This is a genomic window from Streptomyces sp. (genome assembly GCF_019510245.1).
In the GTDB taxonomy this organism is placed as follows: domain Bacteria; phylum Actinomycetota; class Actinomycetes; order Streptomycetales; family Streptomycetaceae; genus Streptomyces.
In genome coordinates this window covers 1-22,886 of sequence record NZ_JAEKKT010000167.1, presented here as the reverse complement: position 1 = coordinate 22,886, position 22,886 = coordinate 1, and the positions used below count along the sequence as shown (strand labels likewise).

20 protein-coding genes are annotated in these 22,886 nt (G+C 72.6%); 12 read left to right on the top strand and 8 right to left on the bottom strand.

Annotation, left to right across the window (positions count from 1 at the left end; all coding sequences use genetic code 11):
* Nucleotides 1-63: 63 nt before the first annotated feature.
* From JF597_RS32395 to JF597_RS32385, 3 genes are all read right to left on the bottom strand, one after another.
* Nucleotides 64-1,656, bottom strand: coding sequence for a transporter (locus JF597_RS32395; RefSeq protein WP_294003440.1), 1,593 nt, complete (start codon nucleotides 1,654-1,656; stop codon nucleotides 64-66).
* A complete protein-coding gene (locus tag JF597_RS32390) occupies nucleotides 1,653-2,426 on the bottom strand; it encodes an ABC transporter ATP-binding protein (RefSeq protein WP_294003438.1) in 774 nt (257 codons plus the stop codon). Before JF597_RS32390 ends, JF597_RS32395 begins: the two co-directional genes overlap by 4 nt.
* Nucleotides 2,427-2,700: 274 nt before the next feature.
* Nucleotides 2,701-3,363: a bifunctional DNA primase/polymerase gene (locus JF597_RS32385; protein WP_294003436.1), complete on the bottom strand. Its 663-nt coding sequence runs from the start codon at nucleotides 3,361-3,363 to the stop codon at nucleotides 2,701-2,703.
* Nucleotides 3,364-3,637: 274 nt separating this feature from the next.
* On the opposite strand from JF597_RS32385, the gene JF597_RS32380 reads away from it, so the two are divergent.
* Together JF597_RS32380 and JF597_RS32375 are read left to right on the top strand one after the other, a co-directional pair.
* Nucleotides 3,638-5,023 carry a transcriptional regulator gene (locus JF597_RS32380; protein WP_294003434.1) on the top strand — a complete coding sequence of 462 codons (1,386 nt, stop codon included), beginning with the start codon at nucleotides 3,638-3,640 and terminating at the stop codon, nucleotides 5,021-5,023.
* Between the two features lie 199 nt (nucleotides 5,024-5,222).
* Nucleotides 5,223-6,860: a hypothetical protein gene (locus JF597_RS32375; RefSeq protein ID WP_294003432.1), complete on the top strand. Its 1,638-nt coding sequence runs from the start codon at nucleotides 5,223-5,225 to the stop codon at nucleotides 6,858-6,860.
* Nucleotides 6,861-6,896: 36 nt separating this feature from the next.
* On the opposite strand, the gene JF597_RS32370 is transcribed toward JF597_RS32375, so the two are convergent.
* Complete coding sequence (locus tag JF597_RS32370; RefSeq protein WP_294003430.1) at nucleotides 6,897-8,213, bottom strand: ABC transporter substrate-binding protein; 1,317 nt, start codon at nucleotides 8,211-8,213, stop codon at nucleotides 6,897-6,899.
* A 118-nt stretch (nucleotides 8,214-8,331) separates the two neighbouring features.
* On the opposite strand from JF597_RS32370, the gene JF597_RS32365 reads away from it, so the two are divergent.
* Nucleotides 8,332-8,832, top strand: coding sequence for a hypothetical protein (locus JF597_RS32365; RefSeq protein ID WP_294003428.1), 501 nt, complete (start codon nucleotides 8,332-8,334; stop codon nucleotides 8,830-8,832).
* A 63-nt stretch (nucleotides 8,833-8,895) separates the two neighbouring features.
* Nucleotides 8,896-9,780, top strand: coding sequence for a formyltetrahydrofolate deformylase (gene purU, locus JF597_RS32360; protein WP_294003426.1), 885 nt, complete (start codon nucleotides 8,896-8,898; stop codon nucleotides 9,778-9,780).
* A gap of 223 nt (nucleotides 9,781-10,003) precedes the next feature.
* Here the strand turns inward: purU and JF597_RS32355 are convergent, their stop codons facing one another.
* Both JF597_RS32355 and JF597_RS32350 read right to left on the bottom strand, forming a co-directional pair.
* Nucleotides 10,004-11,224, bottom strand: coding sequence for a maleylpyruvate isomerase N-terminal domain-containing protein (locus JF597_RS32355; protein WP_294003484.1), 1,221 nt, complete (start codon nucleotides 11,222-11,224; stop codon nucleotides 10,004-10,006).
* A 53-nt stretch (nucleotides 11,225-11,277) separates the two neighbouring features.
* A complete protein-coding gene (locus tag JF597_RS32350) occupies nucleotides 11,278-11,859 on the bottom strand; it encodes a sigma-70 family RNA polymerase sigma factor (RefSeq protein WP_294003424.1) in 582 nt (193 codons plus the stop codon).
* Nucleotides 11,860-12,248: 389 nt separating this feature from the next.
* On the opposite strand from JF597_RS32350, the gene JF597_RS32345 reads away from it, so the two are divergent.
* Both JF597_RS32345 and JF597_RS32340 read left to right on the top strand, forming a co-directional pair.
* On the top strand, nucleotides 12,249-12,623 hold the full coding sequence (locus JF597_RS32345; protein WP_294003421.1) for an STAS domain-containing protein: 375 nt from the start codon (nucleotides 12,249-12,251) through the stop codon (nucleotides 12,621-12,623).
* Between the two features lie 189 nt (nucleotides 12,624-12,812).
* Entirely contained in the window at nucleotides 12,813-13,325 is a 513-nt protein-coding gene (locus JF597_RS32340; protein WP_294003419.1) for an EF-hand domain-containing protein, read from the top strand.
* Here the strand turns inward: JF597_RS32340 and JF597_RS32335 are convergent.
* Entirely contained in the window at nucleotides 13,309-14,850 is a 1,542-nt protein-coding gene (locus JF597_RS32335) for an AMP-binding protein (RefSeq protein WP_294003417.1), read from the bottom strand. The two genes, JF597_RS32340 and JF597_RS32335, sit on opposite strands and share 17 nt — an antisense overlap.
* 144 nt (nucleotides 14,851-14,994) lie before the next feature.
* Here JF597_RS32335 and JF597_RS32330 point away from each other — a divergent pair, with 144 nt between their 5' ends.
* From JF597_RS32330 to JF597_RS32320, 3 genes are all read left to right on the top strand, one after another.
* Entirely contained in the window at nucleotides 14,995-16,125 is a 1,131-nt protein-coding gene (locus JF597_RS32330) for an acyl-CoA dehydrogenase family protein (protein WP_294003415.1), read from the top strand.
* Nucleotides 16,126-16,131: 6 nt separating this feature from the next.
* Complete coding sequence (locus JF597_RS32325; protein WP_294003413.1) at nucleotides 16,132-17,004, top strand: acyl-CoA dehydrogenase family protein; 873 nt, start codon at nucleotides 16,132-16,134, stop codon at nucleotides 17,002-17,004.
* 553 nt (nucleotides 17,005-17,557) lie between these two features.
* The gene (locus tag JF597_RS32320) at nucleotides 17,558-18,034 is read left to right on the top strand and encodes an ATP-binding protein (protein ID WP_294003482.1); all 477 of its coding nucleotides are present in this window, start codon (nucleotides 17,558-17,560) and stop codon (nucleotides 18,032-18,034) included.
* Nucleotides 18,035-18,351: 317 nt separating this feature from the next.
* Here JF597_RS32320 and JF597_RS32315 read toward each other — a convergent pair whose 3' ends face one another.
* The gene (locus JF597_RS32315) at nucleotides 18,352-19,278 is read right to left on the bottom strand and encodes a cyclase family protein (RefSeq protein WP_294003480.1); all 927 of its coding nucleotides are present in this window, start codon (nucleotides 19,276-19,278) and stop codon (nucleotides 18,352-18,354) included.
* 95 nt (nucleotides 19,279-19,373) lie between these two features.
* Between JF597_RS32315 and JF597_RS32310 the strand changes: the two genes are divergently transcribed.
* The 3 genes from JF597_RS32310 to JF597_RS32300 all read left to right on the top strand — a co-directional run bounded on the left by JF597_RS32310 (nucleotide 19,374) and on the right by JF597_RS32300 (nucleotide 22,751).
* On the top strand, nucleotides 19,374-20,288 hold the full coding sequence (locus JF597_RS32310; RefSeq protein ID WP_294003411.1) for an SDR family NAD(P)-dependent oxidoreductase: 915 nt from the start codon (nucleotides 19,374-19,376) through the stop codon (nucleotides 20,286-20,288).
* A gap of 259 nt (nucleotides 20,289-20,547) precedes the next feature.
* Nucleotides 20,548-21,702, top strand: coding sequence for an acyl-CoA dehydrogenase family protein (locus JF597_RS32305; protein WP_294003409.1), 1,155 nt, complete (start codon nucleotides 20,548-20,550; stop codon nucleotides 21,700-21,702).
* Nucleotides 21,702-22,751: a Zn-dependent alcohol dehydrogenase gene (locus JF597_RS32300; RefSeq protein ID WP_294003407.1), complete on the top strand. Its 1,050-nt coding sequence runs from the start codon at nucleotides 21,702-21,704 to the stop codon at nucleotides 22,749-22,751. The genes JF597_RS32305 and JF597_RS32300 overlap by 1 nt, the downstream gene beginning before the upstream one ends.
* The last annotated feature ends 135 nt before the right edge of the window (nucleotides 22,752-22,886 follow it).

The following is a 22,886-nucleotide window of genomic DNA, read 5'->3' as shown; positions in this document are numbered from 1 at the left end:
GCGCAGTTCCTCCCCCAGCCTTCGGCCGGGGGTACCCCCAGCGCCCCTGACGGGGCGCTGTAGTCACCCTTTGCTGACAGCCGTCAGGATTTCCGGCAGGTTCGCCGCCGTGCGCGGGGCCGCCGCGTGCAGGCCCGCCCACGTGACCGTCGCGCCGTAGGCCGCCCCCACCGGCAGCAGCAGCCAGGTCCACGCCTCGCCCCCCGCGCTCACGTTCAGTGCGATCGTCAGGGCGATGACGGGGGCGCACAGCAGGGCCGCCGACACCATGCCGCCGAAGATCGCGATCCAGGCGAGGCCGGCCTGGCCGGGGGCGACGTTCTTGTGGCCCTCCTGCGGGATGGAGTACGGGAAGCGGGCGGAGGTCCAGGCGCCGGTCGCCAGCATCGCGCCGAGCAGGGCGAAGGAGAGGCCGAGCACCTCGGGCAACCGGGGCCAGTCGCCCAGCATGGCCGTGGTCAGGACGGTCACCAGCGTGGCGTACGGCAGGGTGATCACGAGCAGGGCCAGCGCCCGCCCGCGCAGTTCGGAGTAGACGTCCCGCCCGGACGAGATGGTCGTCGCCACCATCCAGAAGGCGGAGGTGTCCTGCCCGAACTGGTTGTACATCTGGATGCCGAGCATCCCGGCGGCGAAGCACGCGAAGTAGATCGAACCGGTGCCCTGGAGGGCGTTGAAGACGGGCACGATCAGGCCGATGGCCAGCGAGGTCACCCAGGCGGCCTTGGTCTTCGGATCGCGCCAGACGTAGCGCAGGCTGCGCGCCATGACCGTGCCGGTGCGCCCGCCGGGCAGCAGCCGCCCCATCCCGCCGCCTTCCGGCGAACGGCTCCGGGCGGCCGCGTCGGGCGCCTGGAGCGTGGAACCGTCGGGTGAGGTCATCAGCCGGGTCAGCGTCCGCGCCCAGGCGCCGACGAGCAGCACCAGCGCGGCGAGGGACAGGCCGAGCTGGAGGACGGCCGTGCCGTACGACCCCTCGCTCGCCGAGCGCACCGCGCCGATCGCCGACGCGGGCGGCAGCCACCGCACCACGTCGGCCACCGGCGCGAGCCGCCCGAGTCCGGCCGCACCGAGGCTCTGCGCGCCGAAGTTGACGAGCTGCGCCCCGACGGCGATGACGAGGCCGCTCAGGACGGCGAGGTCACGTCCCTTGCGGCTGCTGAGCAGCCGTACGTTCGCGGTGGCCACGGCGCGCGCGAGGGCCACGCAGACCAGCAGCGCGAGGGCCACGGCGACGACGGCGACGCCGTAGCCGGCCGCGCCGTGCGCCACCGACACCGCGCAGCCCACCAGCAGCACCAGGCTGAACAGCGGACCGATGCCGACCAGCGAGGCGGCCAGCAGGGCCCGTACCAGCGGCCGGGGCCGCAGCGGGAGCATCACCAGCCGGGTCGGGTCCAGGGTCTCGTCGCCGCTCGGGAAGAACAGCGGCATGAAGGCCCACCCCAGCGCCAGTACGGCGGCCCCCAGGACGGCCACCGCGTCCGCGTGCGGGTGACCGCGCAGCAGGACCAGGCCCAGCAGTTGCAGGGCCGCGAACAGCAGCGCGACGACCGCCGACGCGACGAACGCGGCCCGCCGGCCGCCGGACTGCCGCAGTCCGTTGCGCAGCAGCGACAGCTTCAGCCGTACGACGGTGGCGGTCACGTCCGTCATCGGGCCGCCCCGCCGCCCAGCCAGTCCAGGTCGGAGGCCGTGTCCCGGCCGCTCGCCCCGACGAGTTCGAGGAACGCGGCCTGGAGGGTGGGATGCGCCCCGCGCACCTCTTCCAGCGTCCCGGTCGCGCGGATCCGCCCGGCCGCCAGCACCGCGACCCAGTCGCACAGCGACTCGACGAGTTCCATCACGTGGGAGGAGAAGACCACGGTCGCGCCGGAGGCGGTGTAGCGCTCCAGCACGCCCCGGATGGTCTGCGCGGACACCGGGTCGACGCCCTCGAACGGCTCGTCCAGGAAGAGGACTTCGGGATTGTGGAGGAGAGCGGCGGCGAGCCCGATCTTCTTGCGCATGCCGGTCGAGTAGTCGACGACGAGTTTGTGCTGGGCGCCGGCGAGGTCGAGGACGTCGAGGAGCTGGGTGGCCCGCTTGTCGACCTCGGCGCCGGGGAGTCCGCGCAGGCGGCCGGAGTAGCCGAGCAGTTCGCGTCCGGAGAGCCGTTCGAAGAGACGGAGGCCTTCGGGGAGGACGCCGATGCGGGCCTTCACGGCCACCGGGTCCTGCCACACGTCGTGGCCGACGACCTCGACGGAGCCCTGATCCGGGCGGAGCAGTCCGGTCACCATCGAGAGGGTGGTGGTCTTGCCGGCGCCGTTGGGTCCGACCAGCCCGACGAACTTCCCGGCGGGCAGCGACAGGTCGATCCCGCCGACGGCCACCTGCTGCCCAAACCGCTTCCAGAGCCCACGAACACGTACGGCATCGGTCATGGGCCAACCCTATGGGTGCGGCGAGTTTTGGTGGTGCGGGTCGGCGGGGCCGAGGTGGGGGTGGGGACGCTTACCGGCGCTTGCACGGTGCCTCCCCCAGCCTTCGGCCGGGGGGACCCCAGCGCCCACCCGTGCAGCCCTGCGGCACGCCTGCCCGCGGCTGGGAAGAAGCGGTGGCTGCAGCGCCCCTTCAGGGGCGCGGGGAACTGCGCGATCAGCCACATCGCACCCGCAGTCGCCGACGAGACAGGCACCCGGCAGCCCCGTACGCGCGCTACCGATCCCTCCCGCACGCATACGCCAACGGCGAGATCAGCTCCTCCGCATCCGGCAGCCACCGGTTCGCGGCCGTCGGCCGGCACGCCCACTGCACGGCCCCCCGCGACCCGTACCGCGTCGGCGGCGCCGGCACGTACGCCCCCTCCCCGAGCGCCATGAGGTCCAGCGACGCCGGCGACCAGCCCAGCTTCCGGACCAGGTCCGGCACCTTCACCGACGCCCCGGGAAGGACGAAGAACTGCATCCGGCGGTTGGGCGTCAGCGTCACCGGCCCCAGCGTCAGCTCCATCCGCTCCATGCGCGCCAGCGCGAGAAACCCCGCCGTCTCCGGGACGGACAGCGCGTCGAAGGTACGTCCCGTCGGCAGCAGGATCGACGCCGTCGGCTGCTTCTGCCACATCCGGCGCGCCACCGTCGCACTGCCGGTGGCCTGCGTCGCCCAGTCCGGGCGCGCCGCGTGCGCGCCGGGCGCGACGCACGCGACCTCACCGCAGGAACAGCGTTGCACCCCCTCGACCGCTTCCAGCCAGGTGCCGGGAAAGACGTCCCAGTGGCGCTCCTCGGCGTAGCGTACGGCGGTGTCCAGCAGCGATTCCCCGCGCTGCTTCGGAATCTGAGCGGCTTCGGCGCCGACGATCGTCTCTTCCACGCTCAACACAACTCCCGCACCCACCTGGAGTTACGGGCGTAACGCGCGCGGGGGAGGAGCATCCTTTCCGCAACTGGGGCGCATGGATGCATGTGTGGGGGCGCGCAGGAGGAACCGGGGCGTGAGCGGGTAGTCACACATGGGGGGTCGGTGGCGGCCGTAGCCGCAATTCCGCTGCCTTGACCCGGCAATCCTCGCATGTCCCGCATTTTCGGTATGTCCGCTGGGCAGTGATCGCAAAGGCCGGATCTTTTCCCTACAGGGAGTTCGCAGGGGGTACGCCATGGCCGCAAGGCCGCTTGTCGCGCGGCAGCCGAACGAACGGTTGCAGGCGCTCATCCAGGAGGCGGGGTGCTCGAACGCCGGGCTGGCCCGCCGGGTCAACATGTGCGGCGCCGAGCACGGTCTCGACTTGCGGTACGACAAGACGTCCGTGGCGCGCTGGCTGCGCGGCCAGCAGCCGCGGGGCCGGGCGCCCGCGATCATCGCCGAGGCGCTGGGGCGCAAGCTGTGCCGTACGGTCACGATCGACGAGATCGGCATGGCCAACGGCAAGAACCTCGCCTCGGGCGTCGGTCTCCAGTTCTCGCCGACGGTACTGGGGGCCATCGAGCAGGTCTGCGAGCTGTGGCGCAGCGACGTGGGGCGCCGGGACTTCCTGTCCGGTTCCTCGGTCGCCGCGTCCGCGCTGGTGGAGCCCAGCCGGGACTGGCTGATCTCGGCGCCGGACGCGCAGGTGGCACGGCAGGCGGGGCCGCGGGTCGGGCCGTCGGACGTCGCGGCGGTGAAGGCGATGACGCAGGCCCTCACCGACCTGGACCACCAGTTCGGCAGCGGGCATGTGCGCCCGGTCGTCGTGCACTACCTCAACAGTGTCGTCTCCGGGCTGCTGGCCGGGTCCTACCGGGAGTCCGTGGGGCGGGAGTTGTTCGCCGCGGTCGCCCGGCTCACCGAGCTGGCCGGGTACATGGCCGTCGACACCGGTCAACCCGGGCTCGCCCAGCGGTACTACATCCAGTCGCTGCGCCTCGCGCAGGCGGCCGGCGACCGTGGCTACGGCGGCTACGTGCTCGCCTCCTCCATGAGCCACCTCGCCGCGCAGCTCGGCAACCCGCGCGAGATCGCCCAGTTGGCGCGGGCGGCTCAGGAGGGGGCGCGGGGCCGCGTGACCCCGCGCGCGGAGGCGATGTTCTTGGCGGCCGAGGCCCGCGGCCACGCCCTGCTGGGCGATGTGCGGTCGGCTCAGCTGGCGTCCGGGCGGGCCGTGTCGGCGATGGAGGCGGCCGATCCGGCGTCCGGGGACGACCCGGTGTGGATCAAGCACTTCGACGAGGCCTATCTGGCGGACGAGTTGGCGCACTGCCACCGCGACCTGGGGCAGGCCGAGGCGGCCGCCAGGTGCGCACAGCAGTCGCTGGACGGGCATCCGGAGACCCGCGCGCGGCGCCGGGCGATCGGCTATGTGCTCCTCGCCACAGCGCAGGTGCAGCAGCGCGAGATCGAACAGGCCTGCGCCACCGGGACGAAGGCGGTCGAGCTGCTGGAGACGGTCCGCTCCAACCGGGGTGCCGAGTACCTGGAGGACTTCCAGCAGCGGCTGGAGCCGTTCCGGGACGAACCCGTGGTCAGGGAGTTCGGAGCGCGGCTGGATCTGCAGGCGGCCGCATGAATTCCTGCCCCGCGGCTGCGTGAACGTGCGGGAAACCGCGCCTTGCCGCGCAAGAAGCGGCGTATACAGCGCACCGCGGGGCGGTTTTGTTACTGCTGTCACAGGGAACAAGATCGCGCCCCTGGCTGCGTGGCACCTTCCTGAGGGAACCCGGTAGCGTGAGCCCGATTCACAAGGTCCCCCATTAGTAGGAGTCCCGGTGACGCAGAGTGGACAGGGCGAGCCCGCACGCGAAGGCATCGTGCTGCCCTCCGACGGTGGCGAGCCGCTGCTGCCGGGTATGGCGGGCAGCTCCGTCCCCGCAGCGCAGCCGCCCGCCCCGGCCGCCGCGCCGTCCGAGGGCCGGTCCTGGGGCCAGCCGTGGGGCCCCGGCCAGCAGCAGAGCCCGCAGCCCCAGCAGCCCGGCCAGGACTGGCCGCAGGCGGCCGGCCAGGAGTGGGACGCTCCGGAGCAGCTCCCGGCCGCCTGGAACGCCCAGTCGCACGCGGCCCAGTCGCACGCCGCCCAGACCCGTACCGGTCAGGGCCAGGGCCCCGGCGCCGGTCCGCTCCCGCCCGAGGGCGCGCCCGCCCCGTCGTACGGCGGCTACGAGCAGTCGTACGGCTACGGCGCTCCCCAGGCCCAGCAGCCCTACGGCGCCCCGCTGCCCCCCGCCGCCGGCCAGGACCCCTACGGCGCTCCGGGCGCCGGGCTGCCGCCCGCCGTCCCGCAGGGAGGCCATGGCGGCTACGGCGGCGCGCTGCCGACCGCCGACGAGGGCGCCACCCAGTTCCTCCCGCCGGTGCCCGGCGCGCCGGTGGACGAGGGCGCCACGCAGTACATACCGCCGGTGGCGGCGGCCCCGGAGGGGGCCACCCAGCTCATACCCCCGGTGGGCCCGGGGGCGCTGCCGCCCGAGGCCTCCCACGAGCAGACCGCCTACCTGGGCGGCCCGCAGGCCCCCGCGGCGCACTCCGACGCCGAGGCCACGCAGTACATCGCGCCGTACCCGGCCGCCGGCCCGCAGGGCGGCGCCGACCGGCAGCCGCCCGCCGAGTTCGACAACCTCTTCCGCAGCGGGCCCGGCGGCGAGGTCCCGGCCGCGTCCACGGCGCAGCTGCCGCGCTTCCAGCAGCAGCCCCAGAACGGCGCCTACCAGCAGCCGCCGGCGTACACCCCGCCCCCGGCGTCCTTCGACCACGACGACGACGGCGGCGGCCGGGGCGGCCGGGGCGGCAGGTCGAAGGTGCCGCTGATCGCGGCCGTCGGGATCGGCATCGCCGTGCTCGGCATCGGCGCCGGGGCCCTGTTCAGCGGGGGCGGCGGGGGCTCGGACGACGCCGGCAAGACGGTGGCCGCGTCGGCCACGGCCTCCGACGGTTCCTCGTCGGCCGCGGCCGACCCCGCGAAGGCGCAGGCCGTCGCCCTGGACAAGCTGCTCGCCGACAGCGGCAGCAGCCGGGCCTCGGTGATCAACGCCGTCGCCCAGGTCAAGCAGTGCAAGGACCTCGACGGCTCCGCCTCCGACCTGCGCAACGCCGCCCAGCAGCGCGCCGACCTGGTCACCCGGCTGTCGAAGCTGTCCGTCGACAAGCTCCCGGGCAACGCCGAGCTGAGCGCCTCCCTCACCAAGGCCTGGCAGGCCTCCGCGAACGCCGACAACCACTACGCGGCCTGGGCCGACCAGGCCAAGGGCAAGCACGGCTGCCGCAAGGGCCAGGCTCGCGCCACCGGCCAGACCGCCGCCGGCAACCGTGAGAGCGGCACCGCCAGCAGCCAGAAGGTGAAGGCGGCCGCGCTGTGGAACGCGATCGCGAGCAAGTACGGCCTGACCCAGCGGCAGCCGACCCAGCTGTGACCGCGGCCGGCCGGCGCGCGCGGGTGCGCGTGCCGGTCAGCTGAGGTCGGCGTTCTCCAGGATCTCGGTCATGTCCAGGGCCTGCTTGTTCGCCGACTCCAGCAGGCCGCTCCTGACCGTCTGGACGTTCACGTCGGCGTTGACCAGCCGGGCGAAGCCGGACGCGGCCAGCTTGCCCTGGTAGGGCCAGGACAGGGACGGGGTGAGGCCGCCGGTGGAGACCTTCAGGCCGTCGTTGAGGGTGTGCCGCACGCTGTCGGCGCTGACCTCGCCGTCGCCGATCTTCTCCAGCACGGCGGTGAGGACCTGGTAGGCGATCCAGGTGGTCTGCACCCCGGCGTCGGCCGGGTCGATCCGGTTGTCGCCGAAGGCTTCCTTGCTGATGACCTTCTTCATCTCGTTCCAGCGCGAGTCCGAGGCCACCGGGTACCAGCCGGTGATGTACGACCCCTCGTACGGGCCGCCCGCGCCGCCGGTGGAGTTGATCACCGTCTGGTCGACGCTGCCGATCTCGGCGGCCGTCTTCACCGTCGGGTAGCCCTTGCGGGCCCGCTGGAAGCTGTCCATGAAGGTGGTCGTGCGGTCACCGAGCTCGGGCACCACGCAGCCCGTCTTCCCCGAGTCCGAGCCGGCGCTCTGCAGTGCCTTCTGCGACTGCTGGTCGTACTCGGTGAGGTCCTCTGCCGCGAGCTGGTCGATCGCCTTGGCGTGGCCGGCCGCCTGCAGGCCCGAGTCGAGCAGCTGGGGCAGCTGGTCGCCGGCGATGGTGTCCGGGCGGACCAGGGTGACGATGCCGCAGGAGTCGGCCAGCGCCTCGCCGAGTCCGGCCAGCAGGGTGAGCGAGCCGCCGTTGACCGGGTAGGAGACGGGGCTGGTGAACTCCTCGTTCGACGCCCCGTAGCCGCCTATGTAGGGGATGGCCGCGCCCTCCAGCGGGGCGAAGTAGGAGTCGCCGAACTGGCTGTAGGAGCCGACCACGGCGACGACGTTCTCGTCGACCGCGCGCTGGGCGCAGTTCGCCGCGCCCACGCTGGAGTTGTGGTCGTTGCAGGTGACGAGCTCGAGCTTGTGGCCGCGGATGCCGCCCTGCGAGTTGACCCACTTGACGTAGGCGGAGGCGATGGCGGGCATGCCGGGCTTGTTGGTGGCGCTGGTTCCCTGGGGTGCCCAGGTCATGACCTTGACCGAGTCGTCCGTCGAGGTCGACAGTCCCGGGACGACACCGCAGCCGGCCGCGAGCGAGGCGCAGGCCGTCATGGCCACGGCGGACAGAGCGGCGGCTCTGACGCGCCGGTGGGCCGCGGGACGGATGCTGTTGTGGGTGGAGCTGGAAGTGGGGCGCCTGCCGGTCATGGACACGCACGATTCCGTCACATCACTAACCCGGAAGTGACCCATGGTCAACGATGGGTGACCTACAGGTGAATTACGGGGGTGTTGTTCAGGGGGTGTGACGAGGAACGTACGATCGATGACCGTGCAAGGTTCGGAGAACTCTTCCCGTCGCGGCCGTCGCTCCTCCACCATGGGCGGCATGCCACTCAACGACATGCCGTGGTGGCGCTGGCGCAGCAATGTGCGTTCCGCGCTGCACATGCTCTCCGACCCGGACTTCCAGCGGAACGTCTGGCTGGCCGGGCAGGACGGGTACGGCGACGTGACCGACGCGGTCTACCGGCTGGTCGAGGACACCTGGCTGGACAACTGGTCCGCGGAGAAATACGTCGGGACGATATTCCGCGACTCGCAGGAGGCGGCGCTCGTCGACACCGCCGTGCTGCGGGTGCTGCGGATCATGCACCAGGTGGGGCCGGACGCGCAGGTCTCCGCGTACCTCGACCACCAGGGGTGGCCGGACGCGGTCCGGGCCGCCCGGGACGCGCACATACGCCTGGCGGCGAGCGACGGCGACGATCCGGACGTCCCGCCGCGCAGCCTCGACGTGCTGCGGATCATGACCCGGGCCGCCTGAGCCGCCGGTCCGCGTGGCGGACAGCGGCCGCCGGGGCGGGCGGGGCATGAGATTCTGTGGTGCATGACCGATCAGTCCACCCGAACTCAGGCCGCCCCGGCCGACCAGTACGTCCTCACCCTCTCGTGCCCGGACAAAAAGGGCATCGTGCACGCCGTGTCGAGCTACCTGTTCATGACCGGCTGCAACATCGAGGACAGCCAGCAGTTCGGGGACCACGACACGGGTCTGTTCTTCATGCGCGTGCACTTCTCGGCCGACGAGCCGGTGACGGTCGACAAGCTGCGGGCGAGCTTCGCGGCGATCGGTGACTCCTTCCACATGGACTGGCAGATCAACCGGGCCGACGAGCGGATGCGCATCGTCCTCATGGTCAGCAAGTTCGGCCACTGCCTGAACGACCTGCTCTTCCGCGCCCGTATCGGCGCCCTGCCGGTGGACATCGCGGCCGTGGTCTCCAACCACACCGAGTTCGCGGAGCTGGTGGAGTCGTACCACGTCCCCTTCCACCACATCCCGGTGACGAAGGAGACGAAGGCCGACGCCGAGGCCCGGCTGCTCGACCTCGTTCGTGAGGAGAACGTCGAACTGGTGGTGCTGGCCCGCTACATGCAGGTCCTCTCGGACGACCTGTGCAAGCAACTGAGCGGCCGGATCATCAACATCCACCACTCGTTCCTGCCGAGCTTCAAGGGCGCGAAGCCGTACCACCAGGCGCACGCGCGGGGCGTGAAGCTGATCGGTGCGACGGCGCACTACGTCACCGCCGACCTGGACGAGGGCCCGATCATCGAGCAGGAGGTCGAACGGGTCGGCCACGACGTCACCCCCGACCAGCTGGTCGCGATCGGCCGCGACGTGGAGTGCCAGGCGCTGGCGCGGGCGGTGAAGTGGCATGCGGAGCGCCGCATCCTGCTCAACGGCCGCCGGACGGTCGTTTTCGCCTGACGGCACTTTTCCGTGCGGGGGTGGGGCGTTCGCCCAAGGGGCGGGGTGGTTGCGTCGTACGGCGGGTGCAGGTGATTCCTGGCTGGTCGCGCAGTTCCCCGCGCCCCTGAAGGGGCGAACTACGGCGCCCCTTTCCTTTGGGGGCGCGGGGAACTGCGCGACCAGCCCCCACGCGCCCGCAGCCGCCGTACGACGCAACCACCCCGCCCCTCGGCGAACGCCGCTACATCCGGCTCAGGCTCGCCGCGGCGAAGAGTACGTCCCTGATCGCGGCCCGGTCCCCCCGCTGCCCGGCGGCGGCTTCCTCCGGTGACACGTGGCCCGCGGCCAGCTGACAGAACTCGACGTCGTCCAGGGCGACGTGGGCCACCTCGAACTCCGCCGAGCCGACGGCCCCGGGGGAGTCGAGGGGGATGAGCCACTCGCCGCCGCCGTTGCCCTCGATCTCCAGCCGCAGGCTGCGGCCGGGCCGTCCCGCAGGGACCAGGTGGGGCATCTGGCCGGGCGACGCCAGCCCCGCCCGTCGGCGCTCGGCCAGCACCGCGGGCAGCATCCGGGCCGCGAGGTCGATCATCCGGTGCAGGTGCCCGGGGGCCGGCGGCCCGTAGGGATAGTCCACGGCCTCCGCGATGTCCTCCGCGTGCACCCAGCACTCGAAGGCGCGGTCCAGCATCGCGTCGTGCAACGGCAGTTCGAAGTCGCCGTACGACACCCCGAGGCGCCCGGCGCCGCCGCCGGTGAAGGAGACGGTCTGCACGAGCCGGTGGCTCTGCTCCCGCCAGGGCACCCGCACCGCACGCGTCGGCGGGAAGTGCGAGGCCTGCCAGAACGCCTCGGTGCGGGCGGCCGGGCCCTGTGCCCGGGTCTCCCCGAGCGGGTCGTCGAGACCCAGCGCCGCCGCCACCAGCCCGTCGACGGTCAGCAGATGCGCGATCACGCCGGCGACCGTCGTACGGCGGCTCGCCGCCGCCGCGCCGTCGAACCAGCGCAGCCGCACGGGCGTGTGCCACTCCGCGTCGCCGATGTCCTGGAGCAGGGCGTCCAGGCGGGCGGTCTCCGCGTCGTAGGGCGCCGCCCAGGCGGGGATCGGGATCCTGGCCGGCCGGCGGTCCAGGCAGGCCTCCAGGACCCGGGTGCGCAGGCCCGGGTCGAGGTCCAGGCTCTCCGGCTGGTGCAGCAGCCCCACGGCCTCGCGCAGCCGCCGCGCCTCGTCCGCGCAGGCCCCGCAGTCCCCGAGGTGGACCTCGACGGCGAGGGACTCCGCCGTCGAGCACGCGGCCAGCGCCCACGCGCCGAGCATCGACTTCAGGACGTCGTGCGACAGCTCCAGCGGCACGGGCGGCAGGCCCGCGGCCTCGGGCAGCGGCTGCCCGCCGTCCTCGACGGAGGCGCGGGGCAGCGGTATGCGCGGCGGCCGGCCGAAGCCACCGCCGTCCCGGGGCACGTCACCGTCGCCGGAACCGGTGCCGTCGTGCGCCCCGGAGAACTCGGCGCCGGTCACCGCCCACCTCCGTATCCGGGGGGCGTCCCGGCGTCGTGCGCGGTGGACAGCAGCTGCAGGCCCAGGCGCAGCCGCCGACGGGCCTCGTCCTCGGTGACGCCGAGGTCCACCGCGGTCTGCCGGTAGTCGCGGCGCTGGAAGTAGGCGAGTTCCAGGGCGGCGCGCAGCGGGGTCGGCATGGAGTGCACGATGTAGTCCGCGCGGGCCGCGACGGAAGCCCGCCGCACCTTGTGCTCCAGCTCCTCCGCCGCCTGCGGGGAGCCGCTGTCGCCGGGGGCGAGCGCGGCGGTCTCGGTGGCCCTCAGGCGCTGCACGGCGAGCCGGTGGGCCAGCGCGGCGAGCCAGGAGCGCAGCGGCCCCTGCCGCGGGTCGTAGGCGTCGGGGTGCTCCCAGACGTGGGTGAAGACCTCGCGGGTTATGCCGTCGGCGGCCCGCTCGTCCCCGAGGACGCGGTGTGCGAGGCCGTGCACGAGCGAGGCGTAGCGGTCGTACAGCTCACCGAGGGCGGCCGCCTCGCCGCGGGCGAGCCGCTGCTGCATCTTGCGGTCCCAGCGGGGCGGTACGTCCTTCTTCGCCATGCGGCCCCCTCCCCGTGTCCGTGTCCAGCGTGTCTCCACCGTCACCTCGAATGTAGTCGGCACGTCCGGCAGCGCACGCCCCTTTATGGCAATGCGCGCCCCTTGACGGACCGCAGGTGGTAGTAGGCGCTTCCGGTACTTCTCAACTCCGCGGCTGCTCCTCGGCTGCTCCTCGACCACTCCTCGGCTCTCACGGGCGTCTTCGGCCCACACTTCTGTTTCTGATCGAACAGGACTGACCGTGACCGAAACAAGACCCTTCCCGATCGGTGCTCGTTTGTCATCCGGGGTTTCGGGGAACGGCCGCTGGGCAGCCGCGCGACAAGAAGCGTAGGAACACGCTCCGTTTCCGGGCGGTTCCGGAGATCCGGCGAGCGGAGGGCTGAGCCGTGGCTTTCAAGGTGACCGGCGTCGAACAGGGCGAGTGGGCCGTGCTCGGGGTCTCGGGCGAACTGGACCTGGTGACTTCGCCGGTGCTGCGCCAGCGGGTGCACGACGTGGTCGCCGAGGGCCACCACAGCCTGGTCCTCGACCTGTCCGACGTCTTCTTCTGCGACTCCAGCGGGGTCGGCGTCCTCATCGCCGCCCGCCGCCTGATCCGCTCCTGCCGGGGCCGGCTGCGGCTGATCCTGCCCGCCCGGGGCGCGAGTGACGGTTCTCACGTCAACCGGGTCCTCGGCGCCCTCGGCGTCCGACGGCTCTTCGACGTCTACGCCGACGTCGACAGCGCGACCGCCGACGAGGAGGACCCGCTGTCGGCCTAGCCGTGCCCCGGCACCCCATAACACCGTGCCTCGTCACCCCATAACCGACGATCACGGCAGTGCCACGTTGTTGTCCCGGAATTCCCCCGGTCTTGGCACAACCGTCGTTTTCGCGCTCCGCGCCCGCCGCCGCGTCGTACGCTCCCTGCGAGATGAACCCCCACGTCACGTAAGGCGGCCCGAACAGACATGGTCAGCACCGAGTACGAGCGACGGATCGCCGCCCGGTTCGCAACCTTCGACCAGGACGGCAACGGCTGGATCGACCGCGAGGACTTCAACTCGGCGGCCAAGGCACTGCTCGCCGAGTTCGGCACCCCCGCCCGCTCCGACAAGGGCCAGGCCCTGTACGCGGGCGCGGAGGCCTTCTGGCAGGGCATGGCCGGCATCGCGGACCGGGACGGCGACCAGCGCATCAGCCGCCAGGAGTTCGTGAGCGGCGCGGTCAAGCGGCTGCACGACAACCCCGAGCGGTTCGGCGAGATCGCCCGCCCCTTCCTGCACGCGGCCCTGGCACTCGCGGACACCGAGGGCGACGGCACGGCGACCGTCGACGACACCGCGCGCGTGCTGCGCACCCTCGGGGTCGCCCCGGAACTCGCGCGGGCGATCGCGTCCGGCCTCGACACCGACGGCGACGGCAACGTGGCGGAGGCCGAGATCGTCCCCGCGTTCGCCCGCTACTTCACGATCCCGGAGTAGCGCCCCCGGGGGCCGGGGCGGGAACCCCGGAGAACCGTTCGCGCAGCTTGTACTTGAGCACCTTGCGCAGCGTCTCGTTGCGCGGCAGGGCGTCCACCACCTCCAGCCGCTCCGGCAGCTTGTGCACCGACAGCCCTTCCGCGCGCAGGTACGACACCGCCTCCGGGAGCGTCAGCGCGACCGTGCCCGGCCGCTGTTCGACCACGGCGCAGACCAGCTCCCCGCGCTCCGCGTCCGGCAGTCCGACCACCGCCGCGTCGGCCACCACCGGGTGTGCGGCGAGCAGGTCCTCGATCTCCTTCGCCGAGATGTTCTCGCCCTTGCGGATGATCACGTCCTTGAGCCGCCCGGTGAGGACGAGGTGGCCGGTCCCGGTCACCCGGCCCAGGTCGCCGGTGCGCAGAAAGCCCTCCTCGTCGAAGGCCGCGGCGGACTGCGCCGGATCCAGGTACCCCTGGCACACCGCCTCGCCGCGCAGCCGCACCTCGCCGCCCTCCGCGATCCGTATCTCCATCCCCGCCGGCGGCTTCCCCTCGGTCGTCGCCAGGTTCTCCGCGGTGTCGTCCGGCGCCCCCATCGTGATCATCGGCACCTCGGTCATGCCGTATCCGTGCGTCAGCTGCACGCCCATCTCGCGCACCACCGCGTGGTAGACCTCCGGCGGCTTGGGCGCCCCGCCGCCGGCCAGCAGCCGCAGCGAGGGAATCACCGGCACCCCCGGCTGCTTGCGCTGCTCGGCCAGGAACATCGAGTAGAACGCCGTGGACCCGCCCGCCACCGTCACCCCGTGCCTGCGGTACTCCGGCAGTGCGTCCGGCAGCGCGAACTGCTCGAACATCACCGCCGGGAAGCCGTACAGCAGCAGCATCACCGTGTAGTCGGGACCGGCGATGTGCGCGTACGGGAACGCCATCGAGCCCACGTCGTCCGCGGTGAGCCGCAGCGCGTGCGCGAGACACGAACCGCCCGCGATGAGCGAACGGTCCGTGTGCAGAACGCCCTTGGGGTCGGAGGTGGTTCCCGAGGTCCAGTAGATCCACCGGACGGAGGTGCCCTCGGCGGGCGGGGCGGGCAGCACGGCCGGATCGCCGTCGGGCAGGTCGTCGTACGCCTCGAAGATTCCCTTCGCGCCCAGCCGCCGCGCCATCTCCGTGTGGTCGAAGCCGCGCCACACGCCCGGCACCGCGAAGAACTCGGCCCTGGACTCGCGCAGCGCGAAGCCGACCTCGCGGTCCCGGTAGAAGGGGATGACCGGGGACTGGACGGCGCCGAGCCTGGCCAGCGCGAAGGACAGCACGGCCGTCTCGATCCGGGTCGGCAGCTGCCAGGCGACCACCGTGCCGGGGCGCACGCCCATGCCGTGGAGCCCGGCCGCGACGCGCTCGGCACGCGCACGCAGCCCGCCGAAGGAGAGGACGCGGTCGCCCTGGAGGAACACCGGTCGGCCGGGGGTGAGTTCGGCACGGCGGGCGACCAGGTCCCAGAGGGTGCGGGAGGTGCTCAGCTCGTGTGCGGTGGCGTTCATGGCGTCCCCCTGCCCAGCGGAACCGCGTAACTGACGAGTCGTCAGATCGTAGGTCCTGGCGCCTTGTCGGTCCAGGGGTGCGGGGCTAGCCTGCGATGGCCGACCAAGCCTGACGAACCATCAGCTCCGTGGGGGTGTCTGCCGGTGGACCTGTCGTACACGCCCGAGGAGGAGGACTTCCGGGCCCGGCTGCGGGAGTGGCTCGCCAAGGTGCTGCCCGGCCTGCCGCCGAAGCCGCGCCCCGAGGACTGGCCCGGCCGCCGCGCCTACGACCTCGGCTGGCAGCGCACGCTGTACGACGCCGGGTACGCCGACGTCCACTGGGACGCCTCCCCGACCATCCGGCTGATCTTCCTGGAGGAGACCGAGAAGGCCGGCGCGCCCTATGTGGGCGCCAACTTCGTCGGTCTGCTGCACGCGGGCCCCACCATCGCCGCCGAGGGCACCGAGGCGCAGCGGGCCCGCTGGCTGGCGCCGATCCTGCGCGGCGACGAGGTGTGGTGCCAGGGCTTCAGCGAACCGGACGCCGGCTCCGACCTGGCGGCGCTGCGCACGCGCGCGTGGCGCGACGGCGGCGACTACGTGGTGAGCGGTTCCAAGATCTGGACCTCCCACGCGGAGGTCGCCGACTGGTGCGAGCTGCTGGTGCGGACGGACGCCGAGGCGCCCAGGCACCGGGGCATCACCTGGCTGGCCATGCCCATGGACGCGCCGGGCATCACCGTACGTCCGCTGCGCACGCTCGCCGGGTCGGCCGAGTTCGCCGAGGTGTTCCTCGACGAGGTGCGGGTGCCCGTGGCCAACCGGGTGGGCGCCGAGAACGACGGCTGGCGCGTCACCATGGTGACCCTCTCCTTCGAACGCGGCACCGCCTTCGTCGGCGAGGTCGTCGCCTGCCGCCGGGTCCTCGGCGACCTCGCGCGCGCGGCGCGCGCGAACGGCGCCTGGGACGACCCGGAACTGCGCCGCCGCCTCGGCCGCCTGAACGCCGAGTTCCGGGCGCTGTGGCGGCTCACCCAGTGGAACGTCAGCGAGGCGGAGGGCAGGGGCGTGCCGGGCGTCGGCGGCTCGGTCTTCAAACTGCGCTACTCGCACGCGCGGCAGGAGCTCTACGACGCGTCGGCAGCCGTGCTCGGCCCCGACGCGCTCGACCTGGACCGGCCGTGGGTCCTCGACCGGCTCTCCTCGCTCTCGTACACCATCGCGGCCGGGACCTCGCAGATCCAGCGGAACATCGTGGCCGAGCGGATCCTCGGGCTGCCGAAGGGGCGGTGAGCGGACGTGCGCTTTCGACTGACCCGTGACCAGGAGGCGGTCCGGCAGGGCATGCGGGAGCTGCTCGGGCGCCGGTTCGACGGTGCGGCGCTGCGGGCGGCCGCCGACGGGCCGGGGCGTCTCGACCGGGGCCTGTGGCGGGAGCTGGGGACCGCCGGGTTCTTCGCGCTGCGGCTTCCGGAGGCCGACGGCGGGGTCGGACTCGGGCTGCCGGAAGCCGTGTTGGTGTTCGAGGAGGCGGGGCGGGCGCTGCTGCCGGGACCGCTGGTGGCCACTCACCTCGCGGCCGCCGAGGTGCCCGGCGCGGCCACCGGGGAGGCCGTGGTGGCCCGCGTGGACGGCGGCCTGGTGGAGTGGCTTGCCGAGGCGGACGCGGTGACCGGGGACGCGTCGGGGGCCGTACCGGTGCGCTCGGTCGACCCGTTGACGCCCCTGCACCGGGTTCCGGGGCGGGCGGCCGGGCCGCCCGGTCCCCTCGCCGTCCTGCTGACCGCCGCCGAACAGCTCGGCACGGCCACGCGCACGTGCGAGCTGGCCGTGCAACACGCCCGTACACGTGTGCAGTTCGGCCGGCCCGTCGGGGCGTTCCAGGCGGTGCAGCACCTGTGCGCCGAGATGCTGGTGCGCACCGAGACCGCGCGGGTGGCCGTCTACGCCGCCGCCGTCACCTCCGACCCGATGGACATCGCGGCGGCCCGGCTGCTCGCCGACGAGGCCGCGGTGCGCGGCGCCCGGGACTGCCTCCAGGTGCACGGCGGGATGGGCTTCACGTGGGAGTCGGAGGTGCATCTGCATCTGAAACGGACATGGGTGCGGACGCAGCGTACGGGAGTGAATACGGAGAGTGAGGAAATGCTCGCCGCAGAGCTGCTCGGCTGAGCGTTCGAAACCGGTCTGGCCTGCGGAATCCTGGGTTCTGGCGACCTGGATGTCGCGGATTGTGGCATACCGGAATCACTGAGCGTTGATACCGGGTTGTGTCCAACGCGTGACTCGTCACGGCCTGGAGTCGGCTGCCCCCTCGGGTACCTTCTGTGGGATGCGAGTGGTTCCGAGGACGAGCCATGCCGGCGGTGCCGTCGAAGCGGCCCCGCCGCTCGGGGTGCGTACCGCCGCTCGCAGGGCGGTAAGGGCTTGCGCCCCCGCTTGTTCGACTCCCCGCCGCGAGCGTCGCACAGTATGCCGTGGGCGTACTCCTTCGCGCTGGAATATGCCCGAAGCGCTTGTTGGGGTGACTGTACGTCAACCATGCTGTCTCGTAAGGGAATCACGTTCCGTGACCCTTGCTCTGGCCGTTGTTCTGGCCATGCAGAAAATGGCTACGATCGTGGCCCTCGCCGTGCTTGTCGCCGCGGCACTCGTCGCGGCGCTCGCTCGGTGCGGGTTCATGTGTCCGCCGGTTCGGATGGTGTGAGCGGTGCAGGTGCTTCAAGTGCAGCTGGAGATCCGGCCCGACCCCACGGAGGTGGGGCGTGCCAGAAGGTGGGCTCGCTCGCGCCTCGCCGGGTCCGGTATAGCGGCGGACGAGCCGCTGGCCGAGACGCTGATCCTGCTCGTCTCCGAGCTGGTCACCAACGCCGTGGTGCACACCGGCTGTCCGGCCGTGCTGCGGCTCTCGCTGCCGGGGGCGGACCGCGGGGACCCCGACGGGTCGGTCACCGTGCGGCTGGAGGTCGCCGACGCCAGCGACCGCGCGCCCGTGCCGCGGTGCGCCGACGGCGACGCGACCGGCGGCCGGGGCCTCGCCCTCGTCGACGGGCTCGCCGACCGCTGGGGCTGGAGCCCCGAAGGCGCCGGCAAGCGCATCTGGTGCGAGCTCGACCGCTGTTCGGAGACCAGGCAGAGCGCGGCGGTGGCGTACGGGGGCGGCCTGGCCTCGTACGAAGGGCTGGCCTTCGAGGCGGTGTGATCCCGGTGTGCGGCGATGCGCCGGGGTTTGCATCCGTGCGCGCCCATCGTGAACCGGGGCATAAGTCGTAAAACCCCGAACGGGTGTTGACGCCTTGTGACCACGTGCTCACGCTTGAGGTCTGCGATTCGCCGCGAGGGGACGGCGAGGGTCTGGCGACGGATGCCCTCGTCGAGTGTGGGTCGGGCCGGACGGCGGCGTGCGGGACCGGGCTCGGGGCGGGCCGGTGCGCGCAGCCGTCCGGATTCAGGGGGGAATGGGGGAAGGCCGGTGTCACGTCCCCTCGGGCGTGACACCGGCTTCCGGACGGGCGCCGTTCAGAGGACGGCCACGGGCGCGACCGGAGTGCCCGTCGCCCCGACGAACGGCTCGGGCATCGCCGACAGCAGGAACGCGTACCGGCCAGTTTCTCCACAGGCTGTGGACAACTCTTCGAGGTTCCAGTTCTGCCCCTGGAGCATCCCCATCTCCACGAGGTCCAGGGCGTGCACGGGCAGCCACAGGTCCTCGATCTCCGGCGGGAAGATCTCGAACGTCAGGGTGTCGTTCGCGACGGCGGCCACGTCGCGCGCGTGGAACCACTCCGGGGTGTGCACCGAGAGGCCCGGCGACGGATAGCCGTACCCGTGCTTGTCCCCCGCGAGGTACACCTGCACCTGCCCGGTCCGTACGAGGACGATGTCGCCGCCGCGCACGGTCGTCCCGGCGAACTCCTCGGCGGCGTCGAGGTCCTCCGGGGTGACCGCGTGGCCGCCCGCCAGCCGGTCCACGCCACGCGCGCGTGCCACGTCCAGCAGCACCCCGCGCGAGACGATGTGCCGCGCCGTCGAGATCCCGCTGAACTCCGCTCCGCCGTGCGCGGTGACGGTGTCCGCCGGGCGGCCGTTGTACAGCCGGCCCGAGTGCGAGACGTGGGTGAGGGCGTCCCAGTGGGTGCCGGCCTGCAGCCCCATGGTCACGGCGTCGTCGCTGCACGCGACGGTCCCCGGGCCGAACAGTTCCTGGTTGATCTGCACCATGGTGTGCAGGGGGTTGACCCGGCCGGGGATCATCCCCGTCTGCACGCCGTCCTGCCGGAGCGGCAGGGCGAGCGGGACGCGTCGCCCGGTCCGGACCGTCGCCGCCGCCTCCCGCACCACCTCGTCGGTGATCAGGTTCAGCGTGCCGATCTCGTCGTCGGCGCCCCAGCGCCCCCAGTTGTTGACGCGCTTGGCGATGTCGTGGAACGCGGGATGAGATGACAGCGCTGGCATCTGGGTCCTCCCCGGGGCTTGTGTCCGCACATCCGACGCGCCATAAAATCTAACGGTCCGTCAGAAACCGCGGGAAGGGGCCGGGCGTGGGGAACTTCTTGGCAGGCAAGGTCGTCGCCGTGACGGGTGCGGGGCGCGGGATCGGACGGGCGGTGGCGCTGGCGGCGGCGGCCGAGGGGGCGAAGGTCGTCGTCAACGACTACGGCGTCTCGGTCGACGGCGCCTCGCCCACCAGCGAGGTCGCCGAGGCCGTCGTCAAGGAGATCGAGGCGGCGGGCGGGGACGCGGTCGCGGTGGCCGACGACATCTCCACGATGGCCGGCGGGCAGCGGGTGGTGGACACGGCGCTGGCGTCGTACGGGCGGCTCGACGGGGTCGTGTGCGTGGCGGGGATCCTGCGTGAGCGGATGCTGTTCAACATGGCCGAGGAGGAGTGGGACCCGGTGGTCGCCACCCACCTCAAGGGCACGTTCACGGTGTTCCGGGCGGCGTCGGCGGTGATGCGGAAGCAGGGCGCCGGCACGCTGATCGGCTTCACCAGCGGCAACCACCAGGGCTCGGTCTCGCAGGCCAACTACAGCGCGGCGAAGGGCGGGATCATCTCGCTGGTGCGGAGCGCGGCGCTGGGCCTGCACAAGTACGGGGTCACCGCGAACGCCGTGGCGCCGGTGGCCCGGACCCGGATGTCGGCGGGCGTGCCGACGGAGCTGACCGAGATCGGCGAGCCGGAGGACGTGGCCGCGTTCGTGGTCTACCTGCTGTCGGACGCGGCGCGGGACGCCGGGGTCACCGGGCAGGTCTACACCGTGGCCGGACCGAAGATCGCGGTGTGGGCCCAGCCGAGGGAGTTGCGGGCCGCGTACGCCGACGGGGGCTCCTGGACGCCGGAGCGGATCGCGGAGGCGCTGCCCGGGAGCGTGGGGACGGATCCGATGCCGATGCTGGCGCGGCTGGCGGCGATGGAGGCGGCCGCGCGGGCCGGGGAGCGGCCGAACACATGAGGGGGCGGGCCGGGCGCCTGACCGCCGTTGCGGGGGGCGGGGCGTTGGGCGGGTGCGGCGCGGTCGGGGGTGTTCGCGCAGTTCCCCGCGCCCTGGGTTGGCTGTCCACGTCGCGTTCCACAGTCCCCGGCCGCCGGGTCGTCAATCCACACATCCCGTCGGCCCCCTTCCCTTCTCCACCGCGACGGTGATCAGCCACCACGGTGGTCACCGGCGGTTCTCCTACCGCCCCAACCCCGACGCATCTATGGAGGTCACCGTGGATTTCGGCGCAGCGCCGGAGGACGAGGTGTTTCGCAGTGAAGTCCGGACCTGGCTGGGTGCGCATGCCGAGTCCGGGGTGGACCGGCGTAGTTGGGAGCGCACTCTCGGGGCCGACGGGTGGATCGGGCTGGGATGGGCGGAGGGCGGGTACGGGAACCGGACCGCGACGCTCACCCAGCAGGTCGCCTGGGCCGAGGAGTACGCGCGGTCGGCCGCGCCGCCCCGCTCCGGGCACATCGGGGAGAACCTGCTCGCCCCGACGCTCATCGCGCACGGCAGCAGTGAGCAGAAGGCACGCTTCCTGCCGGCCGTCGCCGCCGGGGATGAGCTGTGGTGCCAGGGGTACAGCGAACCCGGCGCGGGCTCCGACCTCGCCGGCGTGCGGACCGTGGCGGTGCGCGAGGGGGACGGCTACCGCATCACCGGGCAGAAGATCTGGACCTCGCTCGCGCACGAGGCCGACTGGTGTTTCGTGCTGGCGCGCACCGAGGCGGGCTCGCGGCGCCATCACGGGCTGAGCTTCCTGCTCGTGCCCATGGACCAGCCGGGCCGCATCGAGGTCCGCCCGATCCGGCAGATGACCGGCACCAGCGACTTCAACGAGGTCTTCTTCGACGGCGCGCACGCGCGCGTGGAGCACGTCGTCGGAGGCGAGGGCAACGGGTGGCGCGTCGCGATGAGCCTGCTCGGGTTCGAGCGCGGGGTGTCCACGCTCGCCCAGCAGATCGGGTTCGCGCAGGAGTTGGGGCGGGTGGTGCGGGACGCCGTGGAGAGCGGGGCCGCCGACGATCCCGTCGTACGGGAGCGGCTGGTACGGCAGTGGGCCGAGTTGCGGGTGATGCGGTGGAACGCCCTGCGGACGCTGGGGAACTCGGCCGCGGAGCCCGGCGCGCCCAGTGTGGCCAAGCTGCTGTGGGGCGGCTGGCACCAGCGGCTCGGCGAACTCGCGGTGCTGGTGCGGGGCGCGGCCGCGAGCGTCGGCCCGGCCGGCTGGTCGGCCGCCGCACCGTACGAACTGGACGCCGCCCAGCACCTGTTCCTCTTCTCCCGGGCCGACACCGTCTACGGCGGCTCGGACCAGGTCCAGCGCACCATCATCGCCGAGCGGGTGCTCGGTCTGCCGAGGGAACCGAAGGGGGTCGAGTCGTGATGCGTGGGGTCGTGTTCGACGGCAAGCAGGTGCAGGTCGTCGACGATCTGGAGGTGCGGGAGCCGGGGCCCGGGGAGGTGCTGGTCGCGGTGTCGGCGGCTGGGCTCTGCCACAGCGATCTTTCGGTGGTGGACGGGACCATACCCTTCCCCGTTCCTGTGGTGCTCGGTCATGAGGGTGCCGGTGTGGTGGAGGCCGTGGGTGTGGGCGTCACCCATGTGGCGCCGGGGGACCACGTCGCCCTGTCCACGCTCGCCAACTGCGGTGCCTGCGCCGACTGCGACCGGGGCCGGCCCACCATGTGCCGCAAGGCCATCGGGCGCCCGCAGAAGCCGTTCACGCGTGGCGGCCGGGCCGTGTACCAGTTCGCGTGCAACTCGGCCTTCGCGGAGCGGACGGTCGTCAAGGCCGTGCAGGCGGTACGGATCCCGAAGGACATCCCCCTGACGTCGGCCGCCCTCATCGGGTGCGGGGTGCTGACCGGTGTGGGCGCCGTCCTGAACCGCGCCCGGGTCGACCGCGGCGACACCGTGCTGGTCATCGGCACCGGCGGGATCGGCCTGAACGTCATCCAGGGCGCGCGGATCGCGGGCGCGCTGCGGATCGTGGCCGTGGACGCCAACCCGGCCAAGGAGGAGGTGGCCCGGCAGTTCGGCGCGACCGACTTCCTGACCTCGACGGAGGCGGTGAAGGACCTGCTGCCGACCGGGGTGGACCACGCCTTCGAGTGCGTCGGCAGGGTCGAGCTGGTCCGGCAGGCCGTCGACCTCCTCGACCGGCACGGCCAGGCCGTCCTCCTCGGCATGCCCGCCGCCACCGCCGAGGCGTCCTTCGTCGTCGCCTCCATGTTCCTCGACAAGTCCATCCTGGGCTGCCGGTACGGCTCCTCGCGCCCGCAGCACGACATCGCCCTCTACGCCGGGCTGTACCGCCAGGGAAGCCTGCTGCTAGACGAGTTGGTGACCGAGACGTACTCCGTGGAGGACTTCGAGAAGGCCCGCGCCGACGCGGAGGCGGGGCGGGTGGCGCGGGGGGTGCTCACGTTCTAGGTGTGCTGTCCCGGAACGTTGGTGACACGCGGGTTGGGTGCTTGAACGAGTGAGGGCCTTCTGGGTTCGGTGTGGATTGCGACATCTGCACCGACGCTCAGGAGGCCCTCGTGTCCCACCGTAACGCCCCGCTGA